Annotated in this window: 17 protein-coding genes and 1 pseudogene; 6 read left to right on the top strand and 12 right to left on the bottom strand. The window is 71.4% G+C overall.

The features are described 5' to 3' along the window. Positions 1-113: 113 nt before the first annotated feature. The 7 genes and pseudogenes from GQQ95_RS07285 to kynA form a co-directional block, all read right to left on the bottom strand. Positions 114-209, bottom strand: a pseudogene (locus GQQ95_RS07285) (phosphoribosylformylglycinamidine synthase subunit PurQ); the annotation flags it as partial. A gap of 382 nt (positions 210-591) precedes the next feature. Beyond that, a complete protein-coding gene (gene purQ, locus GQQ95_RS07280) occupies positions 592-1,290 on the bottom strand; it encodes a phosphoribosylformylglycinamidine synthase subunit PurQ (RefSeq protein WP_157427007.1) in 699 nt (232 codons plus the stop codon). A 4-nt stretch (positions 1,291-1,294) separates the two neighbouring features. Continuing rightward, positions 1,295-1,567 (bottom strand): phosphoribosylformylglycinamidine synthase subunit PurS, encoded by a 273-nt coding sequence (gene purS, locus GQQ95_RS07275; protein WP_170297004.1) that lies wholly within the window; start codon positions 1,565-1,567, stop codon positions 1,295-1,297. Between the two features lie 197 nt (positions 1,568-1,764). Then, the gene (locus GQQ95_RS07270; RefSeq protein ID WP_157427006.1) at positions 1,765-2,148 is read right to left on the bottom strand and encodes a hypothetical protein; all 384 of its coding nucleotides are present in this window, start codon (positions 2,146-2,148) and stop codon (positions 1,765-1,767) included. A gap of 159 nt (positions 2,149-2,307) precedes the next feature. Next, on the bottom strand, positions 2,308-3,531 hold the full coding sequence (locus GQQ95_RS07265) for a kynureninase (RefSeq protein WP_157427239.1): 1,224 nt from the start codon (positions 3,529-3,531) through the stop codon (positions 2,308-2,310). A gap of 32 nt (positions 3,532-3,563) precedes the next feature. Further along, positions 3,564-4,571 (bottom strand): amidohydrolase family protein, encoded by a 1,008-nt coding sequence (locus GQQ95_RS07260; RefSeq protein WP_157427005.1) that lies wholly within the window; start codon positions 4,569-4,571, stop codon positions 3,564-3,566. 3 nt (positions 4,572-4,574) lie between these two features. After that, positions 4,575-5,453 carry a tryptophan 2,3-dioxygenase gene (kynA, locus tag GQQ95_RS07255; RefSeq protein ID WP_157427004.1) on the bottom strand — a complete coding sequence of 293 codons (879 nt, stop codon included), beginning with the start codon at positions 5,451-5,453 and terminating at the stop codon, positions 4,575-4,577. Between the two features lie 226 nt (positions 5,454-5,679). Between kynA and GQQ95_RS07250 the strand changes: the two genes are divergently transcribed. Continuing rightward, positions 5,680-6,330: a TetR/AcrR family transcriptional regulator gene (locus GQQ95_RS07250; RefSeq protein ID WP_170297003.1), complete on the top strand. Its 651-nt coding sequence runs from the start codon at positions 5,680-5,682 to the stop codon at positions 6,328-6,330. Positions 6,331-6,377: 47 nt separating this feature from the next. On the opposite strand, the gene GQQ95_RS07245 is transcribed toward GQQ95_RS07250, so the two are convergent. Further along, entirely contained in the window at positions 6,378-7,229 is an 852-nt protein-coding gene (locus GQQ95_RS07245) for a VOC family protein (RefSeq protein WP_157427238.1), read from the bottom strand. A gap of 197 nt (positions 7,230-7,426) precedes the next feature. Here GQQ95_RS07245 and GQQ95_RS07240 point away from each other — a divergent pair, with 197 nt between their 5' ends. Further along, the gene (locus GQQ95_RS07240; protein ID WP_157427002.1) at positions 7,427-7,954 is read left to right on the top strand and encodes a DUF1269 domain-containing protein; all 528 of its coding nucleotides are present in this window, start codon (positions 7,427-7,429) and stop codon (positions 7,952-7,954) included. A gap of 84 nt (positions 7,955-8,038) precedes the next feature. On the opposite strand, the gene GQQ95_RS07235 is transcribed toward GQQ95_RS07240, so the two are convergent. Next, on the bottom strand, positions 8,039-8,986 hold the full coding sequence (locus GQQ95_RS07235) for a phosphoribosylaminoimidazolesuccinocarboxamide synthase (RefSeq protein ID WP_157427001.1): 948 nt from the start codon (positions 8,984-8,986) through the stop codon (positions 8,039-8,041). 11 nt (positions 8,987-8,997) lie between these two features. Then, complete coding sequence (gene purD, locus GQQ95_RS07230; RefSeq protein WP_157427000.1) at positions 8,998-10,305, bottom strand: phosphoribosylamine--glycine ligase; 1,308 nt, start codon at positions 10,303-10,305, stop codon at positions 8,998-9,000. Positions 10,306-10,402: 97 nt separating this feature from the next. Here purD and GQQ95_RS07225 point away from each other — a divergent pair, with 97 nt between their 5' ends. The 3 genes from GQQ95_RS07225 to GQQ95_RS07215 all read left to right on the top strand — a co-directional run bounded on the left by GQQ95_RS07225 (position 10,403) and on the right by GQQ95_RS07215 (position 11,895). Further along, positions 10,403-10,963, top strand: a complete 561-nt coding sequence (locus GQQ95_RS07225) for a signal peptidase II (RefSeq protein WP_246205241.1) — start codon at positions 10,403-10,405, stop codon at positions 10,961-10,963. Positions 10,964-11,022: 59 nt separating this feature from the next. After that, complete coding sequence (locus GQQ95_RS07220) at positions 11,023-11,406, top strand: sterol carrier family protein (protein ID WP_157426998.1); 384 nt, start codon at positions 11,023-11,025, stop codon at positions 11,404-11,406. Between the two features lie 63 nt (positions 11,407-11,469). Further along, entirely contained in the window at positions 11,470-11,895 is a 426-nt protein-coding gene (locus GQQ95_RS07215) for a hypothetical protein (RefSeq protein ID WP_157426997.1), read from the top strand. Positions 11,896-11,993: 98 nt separating this feature from the next. Here GQQ95_RS07215 and purF read toward each other — a convergent pair whose 3' ends face one another. Next, complete coding sequence (gene purF, locus GQQ95_RS07210) at positions 11,994-13,451, bottom strand: amidophosphoribosyltransferase (RefSeq protein ID WP_157426996.1); 1,458 nt, start codon at positions 13,449-13,451, stop codon at positions 11,994-11,996. Between the two features lie 117 nt (positions 13,452-13,568). Further along, complete coding sequence (locus GQQ95_RS07205) at positions 13,569-14,054, bottom strand: carboxymuconolactone decarboxylase family protein (RefSeq protein WP_157426995.1); 486 nt, start codon at positions 14,052-14,054, stop codon at positions 13,569-13,571. A 46-nt stretch (positions 14,055-14,100) separates the two neighbouring features. Between GQQ95_RS07205 and pdxR the strand changes: the two genes are divergently transcribed. Further along, positions 14,101-15,507 (top strand): MocR-like pyridoxine biosynthesis transcription factor PdxR, encoded by a 1,407-nt coding sequence (pdxR, locus tag GQQ95_RS07200; protein ID WP_157426994.1) that lies wholly within the window; start codon positions 14,101-14,103, stop codon positions 15,505-15,507. Positions 15,508-15,635: the final 128 nt, after the last annotated feature.

The raw sequence follows: 15,635 nt of genomic DNA, 5'->3' as shown, positions 1-15,635 counted from the left end.
CCGCTCGCATCGGCGTACCGCGGCGCCTGAAAACAGGAATGGATGCGTGCACCGCACGGAAAACAGGAATGGACGGCCGTCGCCGGTCGCCCGTTCCTGTTTTCGCTGCGGGGCTACGCCTCGACGAGGGCCTTGCGGATGACGCTCGTGAAGAAGCCGAGGCCGTCGACGCCCGACCGCATCGCGGCGGCGGTGTCGGGGCCGAAGCCGCCGCACCGCGGCGCGGCATCCGCCCGCATCGCGGCACCGCGGCGCGGCATCCGCTCGCATCGGCACACCGCGGCGCCTGAAAACAGGAACGGATGCGTGCACCGGGCCGAAAACAGGAACGGACGACCATCGCCGGTCGCCCATTCCTGTCTCCGTGCGGGGCTACGCCTCGACGAGGGCCTTGCGGATGACGCTCGTGAAGAAGCCGAGGCCGTCGACGCCCGATCGCATCCGCTCACGTCGAGGTCCACCCCGAACGGCCGCGGCATCCGCTCGCATCGGCGTACCGCGGCGCCTGAAAACAGGAACGGATGCGTGCACCGGCCGAAAACAGGAATGGACGACCGTCGCCGGCCGCCCGTTCCTGTTTTCGCTGCGGGGCTATGCCTCGACGAGGGCCTTGCGGATGACGCTCGTGAAGAAGCCGAGTCCGTCGACGCCCGACCGCATCGCGGCAGCGGTGTCGGGGCCGAAGCCGGGCTCGACCGCGTGCTCCGGGTGCGGCATGAGGCCGACGACGTTGCCGCGGGCGTTGGTGATGCCGGCGATGTCGCGCATCGAGCCGTTGGGGTTCACGTCGACGTAGCGGAAGGCGACGCGGCCCTCGCCCTCGAGGCGGTCGAGCGTGTCGGCGTCGGCGATGAATCCGCCCTCGCCGTTCTTCAGCGGGATGGTGATCTGCTGGCCGGCCTCGAAGTCGGAGGTCCAGGCCGTCTCGGTGTTCTCGACGGTGAGGACCTGGTCGCGGCAGATGAAGGAGCCGTGGTCGTTGCGGATCAGGCCGCCCTCGAGCAGGTGCGCCTCGGCGAGCATCTGGAAGCCGTTGCAGATGCCGAGCACGGGCAGGCCCGCGTTGGCGGCGTCGACGACCTCGGTCATGATCGGGGAGAGCGAGGCGATCGCGCCGCAACGAAGGTAGTCGCCGTAGCTGAAGCCGCCGGGCAGGATCAGCGCGTCGACGCCCTCGAGGTCGTGCGAGCCGTGCCAGAGTGCGACGGGTTCGCCGCCGGCGAGGCGCACCGCGCGCTGCGCGTCGCGGTCGTCGAGCGAGCCCGGGAAGGTGATGACGCCGATGCGCATGACGTCAGCCCTCCGTGGACTCGTCGGCCTCGTCGCCGAAGTCGATGTTGACGACGTCTTCGATGACCGAGTTCGAGAGGATCTCCTCGGCGATCTGCTGCACGCTCGCGCGCAGCTCGTCGTCGACCGGACCGTCGACGGTGAGTTCGAAGCGCTTGCCGATGCGCACGGAGCTGAAGCCCGTACGTCCGGTGCGCGAGAGGGCGCCGGCGACGGCCTTCCCCTGGGGGTCGAGCAGTTCGGCCTTGGGCATCACGTCGACGACGATGGTGGGCACCGCGGTTCTCCGTCCGGTGTCGAGGGTGTGGATGCCTTCGATTCTACCGGGGTGCGTGCGGCTGCGCGGCCACGGTCCGGATCCGGGCGCCCGGAACCGGGAACGGAGCGCATCGAGACCCGTGAGGTCTCGATGCGCTCCGTCGTCTGTCCGGCGTGTTCCCCTTCGCCGAGCCCGGGCGGGCCGATGGGTCGCCGCTAGCGGCGCCCGATCGCCCGCACGATGAGGCCCAGGGCGACCACGGCCGCGGCGCCCACCGCGATCACGAGGCCGGGGTTCTCCCGGTACTTGGCCTTCACGAAGCCGACGCCGTCGTCGACGAGTTCGCGGCTGGTCTCGTAGGCCTGCTGGGCCTGGGCCTGCGCGGCCGCGAGTGCGTCGGTGCCGGCATCCTTCGCCTGCGAGGCGGCCGAGGCGAGGTCGTCGCGCATGTCGTCGAGGATGTCCTCGGCCTGGTCGACGACGTCCGACGTGACGTCCGCCGCCGCCTCGCCCGCGCGGCCGGCCGCCTCGGTCGCCTGCTCGGCGGCGTCGCGGGCCGCGTCGGTCGTGTCGGTGTTCGTTCGATTCGTGTCCGTCATGCTGTGCTCCTGACGTCGGGAACGGGGTGCGGCCCGTGGGGGCGCTCACCTGTCCGATGATGCCTCGATGCTATGTCGGGCATCTTCGGAACACCCGATCGCAGCGGTGGGGTTGTCAGGACCCGGCCGGGGTGCTAGCGGCGCAGGCCGAGGCCGCGTTCAGGCCAGTCCGGCCCGCTCGAGCAGGACCTGCTTCAGCACGTCGCGCGTGGCGGCGATGCCGCGGTGCACCTCTTCGAAGCTCGTCGACAGCGGCGAGAGCCCGATGCGGATGCCGCCGGGATCCCGGTAGTCGGGAATGACGTCCTGCTGCCAGAGCCGCGCGACCACCTCGCGCATCTCGGGATGGAGGAAGGTGACGTGCCCGCCGCGTCGCTCGGTGTCGTCGGGGGACGCGAGGGCCACGCCGAGGGGCGCGAGCCACTCGGCTGCGAGCGAGATGGCGAACTCGGTGAGGGCGACCGACTTCGCGCGGATGGCGGGCATGCCGGCATCCTCGATCATGCCCAGCGTCTCCTGCATCGCGAGCATGCCGACGATCGGGGCCGTGCCGCTGACGAAGCGCTGCATGCCGGGCGCCGGTTGGTACTCCGGGCCCATGAGGAACATGTCGCGCGTGCCCCACCAGCCCTGGATCGGCTGCTGGAGGGCGGCCTGCAGGTCCTCGCGCACGTACGCGAAGGCCGGCGAGCCGGGCCCGCCGTTGAGGTACTTGTAGGTGCATCCGACGGCCAGGTCGAAGCCCCACTCGTCGGCCTTGACCGGCACGGAGCCGGCGGAGTGGCAGAGGTCCCAGAGGATCAGCGCACCGGCGTCGTGTGCGATGCGGGTGAGGCGCGGGGCATCCGCGAGGTAGGCCGACCGGTAGGCGACGTGGGAGACGACGACGAGTCCGGTCTGCGGCCCGACGGCGGCGGCGAGTTGTTCCGGGGTGACGCCGGCCGTGGTGTCGACCTCGATCCAGCGGAGGGTCAGGCCGCGCTCCTTCGCGATGCCGTCGAGCACGTACCGGTCGGTCGGGAAGTTGTCGGTGTCGACGACGATCTCGGTGCGGGCGGGGTCGCGGGCGACCTGCGCGTCGACCGCGGCGCGCGCGAGCTTGTACAGCAGTACCGTGGTCGAGTCGCCGATGATCGTCTGGCCGGCCTTCGCATCGATCACCGCCCGCCCGATGCGGTCGCCGATCTCGTTCGGCAGTCGCAGCCAGGACTCGTCCCAACCGCGGATGAGTCGGCCTCCCCAGCTCTCGCGGAGGAACTCCTCGACGCGGGTGATCGCCGACTTCGGCGGCCGGCCGAGCGAGTTCCCGTCGAAGTAGACCAGGTCGGTCTCGGCACCCTCGAATCGCGTGCGGTGGTGGGCGAGCCCGTCGGAGCGGTCCATTCGGCGGGCGAACGCGAGTTGCGGGTCGAGGGTCACGGGATCTCCAGCTCTTCTGCGGGCACGACGACGGCCGAGGCGAGCCACGTCGGCAGGGTCTCCAGGTCTGCGGGCGGCGCCCCCGGCACGAAGGTGGCCACGGCGTCGTCGCGATCGCGTCGCGGCCACGGGTCGATGATGGCGTCGAGCACGTCGGATGCCGCGAGCCCGGCCTCCAGGAGCAGTGCGAGCTCGTCGGGGTTCACGCCGAGCGGCAGCTCGCCGTTGCCGAGGTCGGTGCCGTAGAGCACGCGTCCGCCCGCGGCGTGGAAGCGGCGGAGGTTGTCGATCGCGTACTCGGTCTCGGGCGTGCGCTCGCCGTACCCCGTGACGACCAGCGTGGAGATCCACCGCTGCCGGAGCGCGACGGCGCGAGCGATCAGCCCGTCGTCGACGCGTTCGGTGAACGGCGTGTGGGCGAGGGCGTCGACGCCGGCCTCGATGGCGAGCCGGGTCATGCCCTCGCCCTCGACGTGCGCGACGACGGGGAGTCCGCGCTCGCGGGCGGCGCGCACGATCGCGGCGAGGGTCGCGGCGTCGAACACGGGCCCGGCCGTGACGTTCAGCACGACCTTGATGACGGATGCCCCGAACGCCTGCTGCTCGGCCACGGCCGCCTCGGCCGGCCCTGGAAGCGAGGCGCGGTCGCCGGTGTCGTCGGCCTCGACCCCTCGCACACTGCCTGGGGCCGCCCAGTCGCGGTCGGAGGGATAGCCTCCCGGGGCGGTGAGGAAGGCGCCGGCGAAATCGGCGCGCGGGAACCCGTCTCGCGCGTGCAGCGCGGCCACGAGGTCGAGCGGCGCGCCGAGGTCGACGACGCCCGCGAGCCCGGACTCCGCGAGCGCGTCGGCGCCGATGATCATGAGGTGGACGTGGTGGTCGACGAGCGGAGGCAGTCGCGTGCCGAGCTCGCCCGGATGCTCGCCGTTCAGCGAACGGCGAGCGGGCGAGGCGTTCGCGCCGAGCGAGGCGTCGGCGTCGCGGGAGTCATCGTGCCGCGGCATCCGTCATCCCGGGATCTCGGTGCGCACGGCGAACAGCTCGGGGAAGAACGTGAGCTCGAGCGCCCGCTGCAGGAAGCTCGCACCGCTCGACCCGCCGGTGCCCGGCTTGCTGCCGATGATGCGCTCGACCGTCTTCAGGTGCCGGAACCGCCAGAGCTGGAAGTTGTCCTCGAGGTCGACGAGCTCCTCGCAGGTCTCGTAAGCGGCCCAGTGCTGGTCGGTATGGGCGTAGATCTGCGCGAACACGGGAACGAGTTCCGGCACGAAGGTCCACGCCTGCGTCACGTCGCGCTCGAGCACCGACTCGGGGATCGGATAGCCGGCACGGGCCAGCAGGCGGAGGAACTCGTCGTAGAGGCTCGGTGACTCGAGCGCGGCCGTGAGCACGGCGGAGGCCTCGGGGTCGGACTCGAACACGGTCAGCATGCGCGGGTTCTTGTTGCCGAGCACGAACTCGACGGCCCGGTACTGGAAGGACTGGAACCCGCTCGCGTTGCCGAGCACGCCGCGGAACTGCGCGTACTCGGCGGGTGTCAGCGTCGCGAGCACCGACCACTGCTCGGTCAGGGTCTTCTGGATGTGCTTCACCCGGGCGACGCACTTGAGCGCCCTCGCGAGCTCATCGGCCCTCAGCAGGTCGCGCGCGCTCTGGAGCTCGTGCAGCACGAGCTTCAGCCAGAGCTCGGTGGTCTGGTGCTGGACGATGAAGAGCAGCTCGTCGTGATGCTCGGGCCGGGAGATCGGTCGCTGCGCGCTGAGCAGCGTGGGCAGGTCGAGGTATCCGGCATAGCTCATGCGATCGCTGAAATCCGTGACGACGGAGGCCTCGATGCGGCGTGTGTTGGCTTCGACGCCGTCGTCCGTGCCCTCGTGTGCGTTCACCCGTCCAGCCTATGCCGTGTGCTTCGGGCCATCGAGGCGGACGAGGAGGCGCGACGTCGGGCGCCGAACCGGGCCCGGCGCGGCGGGCTGTCCCCCCGAACGGATGAACCGATCAGCCGCCCGCCGCACCGCATCCTTCTCCCCCAAGAAGGCCGGTCGTCCCCGCTTCGATGAAACGGAGACTTCCCTCCGAATGATAGTCCACAACGGGCGTAGGGTGAACCCCGTGAACTCGAGCGCGTCGCCGCGCCGCGATGCGCGACGAAACCATGAGCGCCTTCTCGCCGAGGCGAGGGTGCTGTTCGCCGAGCGCGGTATCGATGCGCCGCTCGATGACCTCGCCGCGAGGGCAGGGGTGGGAGCCGGCACGGTCTACCGGCACTTCGCGAACCGGGACGCGCTCATCCGGGAGCTCTACGACGCGTCGGTCGCCGACCTGCACGAGCTCGCGCCGCAGATCCTCGGCGCCGAGACCGGATGGCGCTCGATCGAGCTGTACCTCGAGTTGCTGGCCGGCTGGCTGGCCGAGTCGCCCTACGTTCCTGCCGTGATGCGCCGCGTCGCAGAGCTCGACCCGACCCACCGACCGGGCGTGGAGTTCGCCGAGGTCATCGACGGCATGGTCGCGCGCGCCCAGGCGGAGGGGAGCCTGCGGGCCGACGTCACGGCCGTCGACCTCAGCGTGCTCGTGGACATGCTCGGCAGCCTCGGGCAGTACGGCGGGGCGTACCTGCCGTTCTGGCGGCGACAGCTGACGGTCGTGCTCGACGGGCTCCGCGCGAGACCCGGCAACTCTCCCATCAGCGGCGACGGGCAGGCGTTCGGCGACTTCCACGACATGTCGCACGCCAAGGGGCCGAGCCACCCGCAGGGCTGACGCGGGCAGGCCGCCCACCACCGGAGCGGGAGCGGCGGCCGCACGCGTCAGTCGGCCGCCGGTGCGGGGCGCACCTCGACGAGGTTCGCCCACGGGTCCTCGAACGCGAGGGCGCGGCCGTCGTCGCGCGTCGGGACCCCGAAGTGCGTCATGCGCTCGCCGAGTTCGCCGAGGTCGTCGGCGGTCGGCACCACGATCTCGACCTTGCCGAGTCCGAGCGCGAGGCCGCGACGTCCGGCGCCCCGGCTGCCCCACGTGTTCATCGCCATGTGGTGGTGGTACCCGCCCGCCGAGACGAAGAGCGCCTGGTCGCCCATGGCGGCGGTCGTCTCGAATCCGAGTCGGTCGACGTAGAACTCCCGCGCGCTCGCGACGTCGCCCACCGACAGGTGGACGTGCCCGACGACCGCATCGCCGAGGCCGGTGCCGGATGCCGCGGCATCCGCGCCCGCCTGGCCGAGGTGGTCGCGCAGGTAGGCGTTGGGGTCGAGGAAGATCGTCGCCATCTCGACCTGGCCGTGCACCCAGCTCCACTGCGAGCGGTCGCGGTCGAAGTAGAGCTCGACGCCGTTGCCCTCGGGGTCGGTGAAGTAGAACGCCTCGCTCACGAGGTGGTCGGCACTGCCGGTGAACGAGCCCGGATGCCGCGACGCGACGGCGTAGATCGCGGTCGCGAGCGCCTCGCGCGTGTCGAAGAGGATGGCCGTGTGGTACAGCCCGGCGTCGCGTGGCGACGCGTGCTTCAGCTCGGGCGCGTGCTGCAGGATCATGACGGGGGTGGTGCCCCGGCCGAGCACCGCGACGGGGCCGTCGTGGCTCAGGAGCTCGAGCGTGACGGCGTCGCGGTAGTAGCCGATCATGCCGTCGAGGTCGCCGACGCGGAGGGTCACGGCGCCCATGCCGGTGTCGGCCGCGAGCAGGCCGGAGCCCTGAGGAGTCCCATTGGTTGTAAGCACAACTAATCATAACCCCGAGGGCTCGGCCGCTATTCCGAAGGCAGCCGCAATCCACCTTGTCGACGTGTCGCCGCAGTCCCTAAGGTTGAGGCACGTCGGCTCTCGGGGGCAGTACGGGAGCCCATTCAGAGGGGGAACTCATGGGCATGGACAACCTGGTGCTGTACGTCGCGACCTACGACGACGATGCGACGGCCACCGACCAGTACCGGTCGCTCAAGGATGCCGAGGCGTCATCTGATCTCGAGGTCGTGTCCTCGGTCGTGATGCGCCGTGGCGAGGACGGCAGGGTCGCCGTCGACGAGCACGGCACGGGCCAGGTCGCCGCAGGCACCTGGATCGGCGGTGCCGCGGGCCTCGTCGTCGGGCTCTTCGCGCCACCGCTGCTCGCGGCGACGGCCATCGGCGCCGGCGTCGGCGCGATCTCCGGCGCGATCGCGAAGAAGCGCGACGAGAAGAAGGTCGGCCTCGAACTCGAGGAGTACCTGCCGAAGGGCTCGTCGGCCATCGTGGCCGTCCTCGACGACCGGTACCTCGACCGCATCGACGCGGCGCTCGGCAAGGCCGTCAAGAAGGTCGACAAGGCGATCGACCGCGACGACTACGAGGCGCTCGAGAAGGCGATCAGCGAGGGCGGCGACAAGATCGCCAAGGCCATCGCCTCGTAGTTCCTCGTCATCGCCTCGCAGGCGAGCGGATGCCGCGGCGCGGCCGGCGCACAGGCGCCGGCGGTCGGCCGTCGACGATGGCCGTCAGGCGCCGGTGGTCAGCCGATCGAGCAGCTCGCGGTACTTCGCCGCGGTCTGCTCCACGATCTCGTGCGGCAGCGTCGGCGGAACCTCGGTGTCGTCCTGGTCCCAGTTCGCGGCGAGCCAGTCGCGCACGATCTGCTTGTCGAAGCTCGCCATGCGCTGCTCGGGCGTCGCGGCCGTGGCGTAGGTCGCGGCATCCCAGTACCGGCTCGAATCGCTCGTGAGCACCTCATCGGCGAGCGTCACGATGCCCGTCGCCCGGTCGGCGCCGAACTCGAACTTCGTGTCGGCGAGCACGAGCCCGCGGGCCTCGGCGAGCACCGACGCCCGCGCGAAGATCTCGAGCGAGAGCTCGCGCAGCTGCGCGGCGACGGTCTCGCCCACGATCTCGACCGTGCGCTCGTACGAGATGTTCTCGTCGTGCTCGCCCATCGGCGCCTTCCAGGCCGGGGTGAAGATCGGCTCGGGCAGGGGGTCGCCGTTGGAGAGCCCCTCGGGCATGGGGATGCCGCCGATGGCGCCCGTCGCCTGGTACTCCTTCCAGCCGCCGCCCGTGATGAAGCCGCGGACCACGCACTCGATGGGGAACATGTCGAGCGTGCGGCAGAGCGTCGCACGGTCGGCGAGCACGGCGGGCACCTCGGGGAGGTCGAGCGACTCGAGCCGATCGTCCTCGGGGTAGGCGAGGTGGTTCGGAATGTCGGGCAGCTGCTCGAACCACCACCGGGTGAGCTCGGTCAGCATCGCGCCCTTGCCGGGGATCGCCGGCTCGAGCACCTGGTCGAACGCGCTGACCCGGTCGCTCGCGACCACGAGCACGACCGGCGACAGCCGGAGCGGATCGCCGGTCCAGGAGTCGTCGTCGACGAGGAGCGAGGTCGGCACGTACAGGTCGCGCACCTTGCCGGAGTAGACGTGGGTCCAGCCGGGGTGTTCCTGCTCGTTCATCGGTCGCTCACTCACTCCGCGACGCGCGCGGCGATGTCGGTGCGGTACTGGCCGCCCTCGAGGCGGAGGTGGCCGAGGGCCTCGTACGCGCGGCGGCGTGCGTCGCCGAAGTCGTCGCCCACGGCGACGACGTTCAGCACCCGCCCGCCGGTCGCGACGAGCGGTGACGCGCCGTCGACCGCGGCGCCCACGGCGGTCGCCGCGTGCGCGATGTGCACGCCGGGCACGGATGCCGCGGCGTCGAGTCCCTCGATGACGCGGCCGGTCTCGGGCGCCTCGGGATACCCCTCGCTCGCGAGCACGACCGTGACCGCGGCATCCGGCCGGAACACGGGGCGGGGCAGCTCGCCGAGCCCGCCGCTCGCGGCCGCGAGGAGGAGCCCGGAGAGCGGGGTCTCGAGGCGCGGCAGCACGACCTGCGTCTCGGGGTCGCCGAAGCGGGCGTTGAACTCGATGACGCGGATGCCGCGGGTCGTGAGGATCAGTCCCGCGTAGAGCAGGCCGATGAAGGGGGTCTGCTCGTCGGCGAGCTGCTTCACGGTCGGCAGCGCGATCGTGCGGATGACCTCGTCGACGAAGGCATCCTCGCTGCCGAAGTCGGCGTCGAGCCAGGGCAGCGGCGAGTACGCGCCCATGCCGCCGGTGTTCGGGCCCTGGTCGCCGTCGCGGAGCCGCTTGTAGTCCTGCGCGGGTGAGAGCGGCAGCACGTTCGTGCCGTCGGCGAGCAGGAACAGCGAGACCTCCTGGCCGTCGAGGAACTCCTCGACGAGCACCGGCCCCTGCTGCAGGTAGTGGGTCGCATGTGCGAGCGCCGCGTCGCGGTCCTCGGTGACGAGGACGCCCTTGCCCGCGGCGAGGCCGTCGGCCTTCACGACGTAGGGCGCGCCGTACTCGTCGATCGCGGCCTCGACGTCGGCGAGGTGCTCGGCCAGTCGGGCGCGGCCCGTCGGCACGTTCGCGGCCTCCATGACACGCTTGGCGAAGGTCTTCGAGCCCTCGAGCGCCGCGGCCGCCTTGCCCGGGCCGAACACGGGAACGCCACGGCGGCGCAGCGCGTCGGCCACGCCCGCGACGAGCGGCGCCTCGGGGCCGATGACGACGAGGTCGATGGCGTTGTCGAGGGCGTACGCCGTGACGATGGTGGGATCCGTCGGGTCGAGGGCGATCGTCGTGACGCTGCCGCGGGCCGACGAGGTCGCGGATGCTGCGATGCCGGCGTTGCCCGGTGCGGCGATGATCTCGTGTCCGGCCTCCTCTTCGAGGAGCGCGAGGATGATGGCGTGCTCGCGCGCGCCCGAACCGAGGATGAGGATTCTCACCGGTTCAGGGTACCCCGTCGAGCCTCGGCGATCATGCCCCGAGCGGTCGTCGGAGACCTCGCTCCGGCCGGGGTGCCCGGCTGCGAGAATGGTGCCCGTGAGCCAAGACAGCACCGGCCCCGAGGGCGCGCCCGATCGCGCCGACGCGGCGAGCACCGATCCCGCCGCTGAGCGACCCCGGCTCTTCGGCTGGGTGCTCGCGATCGCCGCCGTCATCGTGCTGCTCGACCAGGGCAGCAAGTGGTGGGCCGAGGCGGAGCTCGGCGACGGGCGGGTCGTGCCCGTCATCGGCGACCTCATCCGCTTCGTGCTCGTCTACAACCCGGGTGCGGCGTTCTCGATCGGCACCGAGTTCACGTGGGTGTTCGCGATCCTCGCGGCGGTCGGTGTGGTCGCGGTGGCCTGGTACGCCTGGCGCGTGCGATCGGTCGCGTGGACGATCGCTCTCGGGCTCCTGCTCGGCGGTGCGGTGACCCACCTCGGCGACCGCCTGTTCCGCGAGCCGGGCTTCGCCCGCGGCCACGTCGTGGACTTCATCGGCTACGGCGACTGGTTCGTCGGCAACGTCGCCGACATCGCGATCTTCGCCGGCGCGGTCATGATCCTGGTCCTCTCGTTCGCCGGCGTCTCGCCGAAGGGCGGCCGCTCCGCCTCCTGACCGTTCGCACGTCGACCCCGGCGGGCCGACCCTGCGTCGCCGATGGGAGAATGGACGGCATGGCACGGGTGAGGATCGGCGACGACGTCGGGCGGGCGGCGGTCGAGGTCGTGCGATCGCTGACGGCCGGAGGGGCGGAAGCCGCGGCATCCGTCGATCGCTCGACGCTCGCGCTCGCGGTGCGGTACTCGCTGCAGCTGCTCGCCGAGCAGGCGCCCGGCGGCACCGTCGAGGTGCGCGTCCCGCCGTTCGGCGCGGTGCAGTGCGTCGAGGGGCCAAAGCACACCCGCGGCACCCCGCCCAACGTCATCGAGACGGATGCCTCGACCTGGCTCGCCCTCGCCACGGGGCAGCTGTCGTGGGCCGACGCCCGCACGGCCGGGCGCGTGCACGCCTCTGGCCAGCGCGCCGACCTCGCCGGGTTGCTGCCGATCGTGCGCTGACCTGAGGCCGTGGCCGTCCAGGGCTCGCGCCGGGCATTCAGGCACATGCGCGACAATGGAGGGGTGAGCGACACCCCCACCCCCCGCGAGGCGAACGAGGCCGCCGTCGTGCCCGTGCAGGCCGAACCCGTGCAGGCCGCGGCATCCGAACCCGTCGTCGAGTCCGTCATCGAGACCGAGGTCACGAGCGACACGGTGACGGTGCGCCGCGCGCCGAGGTACGGCCGCTTCATGACCCTCGGGGCTGCGCTCGGCGCGGTCGTCGCCCTCGTGCTCACGCTCTCGTTCACGCCCAACCCGACGATGCTCCAGCAGCAGCTCGGCTTCGACAGCGGTCAGGTCTTCGGGTTCCTCCTGCTCATCTTCGGCTCGGTCGGGCTCGCGATCGGCGCCGTCGTCGCGCTCGCGTTCGACCGGTCGCTGGCCAAGCGCGCGGCATCCGTCGCCGTCGAGCACGAGGTCGCGCACCGCGCCGACGAGACGCCGTAGCGCTCGCCCCGCACATGCCGAAGGGCCGCCCCGAACACGGGGCGGCCCTTCGTGCGTGATCGGCACGCGGCATCCGGATGTCGCGTGCCGATCGCCGATCAACTGAGCTGGGTCTGCTCCACCCAGGAGAGGTACTCCTCGGTGACCGTGCCGGTGACGTAGTCGCCCGTGAAGCACGACAGGTCGAGCGCATCGATGGAGGTGCCCTCGGTGATCGCCGCCTGCAGGTCGGCGACCTCCTGGTAGATCATGTGGTCGGCGCGGAGCTCGGCGGCGATCTCGGGGATCTTGCGCCCGTGCGCGATGAGCTCCTGACGGCTCGGCATGTTGATGCCGTAGACGTGGGGGAAGCGCACGGGGGGAGCGGCCGAGGCGAAGGTCACCTTGTTGGCGCCGGCATCGCGGGCCATCTGCACGATCTGCTGCGAGGTCGTGCCGCGCACGATCGAGTCGTCGACGATGAGGATGTTCTTGCCCCGGAACTCGGTGCCCATCGCGTTCAGCTTCTGGCGCACCGAGCGCTTGCGCTCGGACTGCCCGGGCATGATGAACGTGCGGCCGACGTAGCGGTTCTTGTAGAAGCCCTCGCGGTATTCGATGCCGAGCTTCTGCGCGACCTGCATGGCCGACGGGCGCGACGAGTCGGGGATCGGCATGACCACGTCGGCGTCGCCGAGCGGCATGTGCCGCGCGATGGTGTCGGCGAGGCGGTCGCCCATGCGCAGTCGCGACTCGTAGACCGAGATGCCGTTCATCACCGAGTCGGGCCGGGCGAGGTAGACGTACTCGAAGGAGCAGGGCACGAGCCGCGGGTTCTTCGCGCACTGGCGCGAGATCATCTGCCCGTCGAGCGTGATGAAGATCGCCTCGCCCGGGAGCACGTCGCGCACGATCTCGTAGTCGCCGTTCTCGAGCACGAGGGACTCGGATGCGACGATCCACTCCTCCTTGCCCTTCGAGGTGAGGCGCCGACCGAGGATGAGCGGGCGGATGCCGAACGGGTCGCGGAACGCGAGCAGGCCGTGGCCGGCGATGAGCGCGATGACCGCGTAGGAGCCCTCGACGCGCTCGTGCACCTGCTCGACGGCGGCGAAGACCTGATCGGGGTCGAGGTCGAGGCCGGTGATCTGGCCCTGCAGCTCGGTGGCCAGCACGTTCAGGAGCATCTCGGTGTCGCTCGTGGAGTTCACGTGCCGCCGGTCGATGCGGAAGAGGTCTTCACTCAGCTCGCGCGTGTTCGTGAGGTTGCCGTTGTGCACGAGGATGATGCCGTACGGCGCGTTCACGTAGAACGGCTGGGCCTCCTCCTCGCGCTCGGCGGCGCCCTTCGTCGTGTAGCGCACGTGGCCGAGGCCGATGTTGCCCATGAGCGAGCGCATGTCGCGCGTGCGGAACGCCTCGCGCACCTGGCCGCGCGCCTTGGCCATGTGGAACACGGGGCCGTCGGCGGTGGCGATGCCGGTCGAGTCCTGCCCGCGATGCTGCAGGAGGAGCAGGCTGTCGTAGACCTGCTGGTTGACGGGTTCGGTCGAGACGATTCCGACAATGCCGCACATGCGAGCGATGGCTCCTCGAAGGTGGGGGGATGCGTCCGAGCGGACGTTCAATCCTCCCACATGCGCGCGTGTGAGCCGACTGGACGTGGGCTGCTGCTCAGCTGAGCATTCGCCGCGTCAGCCGCGCAGTTTCGCGCGCCAGCCGCGAGTCGCGACCGAGATCTCGTTCCATGCGTTGATCGAGACGAGCAGTGCGAGCAGGGCCGCGAGCTCGTCGTCCCCGAAGTGGGCGGATGCCTCGTTCCACACGCTGTCGGGCACATGCGTCTCCGACAGGCGGGTCACCGAGTCCGTGAGGGCGAGGGCGGCCCGCTCGCGCGCGGTGAAGAAGTTCGCCTCGGGCCACACGGCGACGGCGAAGATCCGCTGGTCGGACTCCCCGGCGGCGCGCGCGTCGTGCGAGTGCAGGTCGACGCAGTAGGCGCAGCCGTTGAGCTGCGAGGCCCGCAGCTTCATGAGGTCGCGCAGGCCCTGCTCGATGCCGGCACGGTCTGCTTCGGCGGATGCCGCGTCGTCGAGGGCGCTGACCGCCCGGGTGAAGGCGGGCGCGACGCCGTCGACGTCGAGGCGGCGGGCGGGGGTGATGGTGGTCGTCGTGGTCATGCCTCCACGCTACGAATGGCAGCGGGCGCTGGTAACGTCCATTCGCATGGCGCGGAACTGGGCCAATTCCGGATTGGACCTGCACCTCCGGCTCGACCCACGACGCAAGGTGCACTCCCTGGAGCGCGCGCTCCGGGCCGCGATCGACGACGGCACGCTCGCCGCGGGCACGCGCCTGCCGGCGTCCCGCGCACTCGCCGCCGATCTCGGCATCGCCCGCAACAGCGTGGTCGAGGTCTACGAGCGCCTGCTCGCCGAGGGTCGCCTCGAGGCGAGGGTCGGCTCGGGCACGTGGGTCCGCGAACTGGCGCTGCCCTCTCGGCCGGCGCCGGCCCGCGTGGACCGATCGACGCGATTCGAACTGGACCTCCGGGGCGGACTGCCCGATGCCTCCGCGTTCCCGCGTTCGGCCTGGCTCGCCGCCATGCGCCAGGCCCTCGCCGAGGCCTCGAACGCCGCCCTGGCCTACGGGCCGCCCGAGGGTGTCGCACCGCTGCGCCTCGCGCTCGCCGAGTACCTCGGCCGCGCTCGCGGCGTGCGGGCGCACGCCGACGACGTGGTCGTCACGCACGGGTTCGGCGAACTGCTCGGTCTCGTCGCACGGGCGATCGCGGCGCGCGGCCGCCGCCGGATCGCGGTCGAGGCGTACGGACACGCCTCGCACCGGGAGGTGTTCGCGGCGGCCGGGCTCGAGCCGGTCCCGCTCGCCGTCGACTCCGAGGGCGCCGACGTGAGCCGGCTCCACGGTCTCGGGGCCGAGGCGGTGCTGCTCACGCCGGCGCACCAGTTCCCGACGGGCGTGCCGCTCTCCTCCCGGCGCAGGGCCCTGTTGGCGGAGTGGGCCGACTCGACCGGCGGCCTCGTGATCGAGGACGACTACGACGGCGAGTTCCGCTTCGACGGCCGGTCGATCGGCGCGTTCCAGTCGCTCGCGCCCGACTCCACGGTCTACGGCGGCACGGCCAGCAAGGCGCTCTCGCCGGCGGTGGGCATCGGATGGGGCGTCCTGCCGCCGCGCCTCCGCGACGAGGTGCTCGCGCAGCGTCGCCGTTCCGGGTCGGCCACCGATGCGCTCACGCAGTCGGCGCTCGCCGTGCTCATCGCCTCCGGGGGGTACGACCGGAGCGTACGGACCCTCCGCGGGCGCTACCGCGCGCGGCGGGAACGATTCGAGCAACTGCTCGCCGTAGGGGCCCCCGATACCCGGGTGCTCGGACTCGTCGCCGGAATCCACTGCCTCCTGGAGCTCCCGGAAGGCGTGCGGGAGGCGGAGGTCGTGGAAGCCGGTGCCGAACGCGGGCTGCGCTTCGACGGCCTCGCGGCGTACGCGACCGACGGCGAGACGGCATCGAGCCGCCCGCCCACCATGGTCGTCGGTTTCGGTGCGCCGCCCGACCTCAGGTTCGAGCAGGCCGTGGCGGCGGTCATCGCGGCCATCGACGCGGCGCGCTAGCTGTACTGACCCGGATCGTTGTTGACGTAGGAGAGACCTCCGGGGTCGAGTTGGAGCTGTCTAGTTCTTCAGCTCGAACGCACGGAGGTCTCTCTTGTCTCACGCTAATGCCCGGCTGACTCCGGCCG

The sequence above is a fragment of the Agromyces salentinus genome (assembly GCF_009749395.1).
Taxonomy (GTDB): domain Bacteria; phylum Actinomycetota; class Actinomycetes; order Actinomycetales; family Microbacteriaceae; genus Agromyces; species Agromyces salentinus.
The sequence above is the reverse complement of the archived record's forward strand: the minus strand, read 5'-3'. Positions and strand labels throughout refer to the sequence as shown.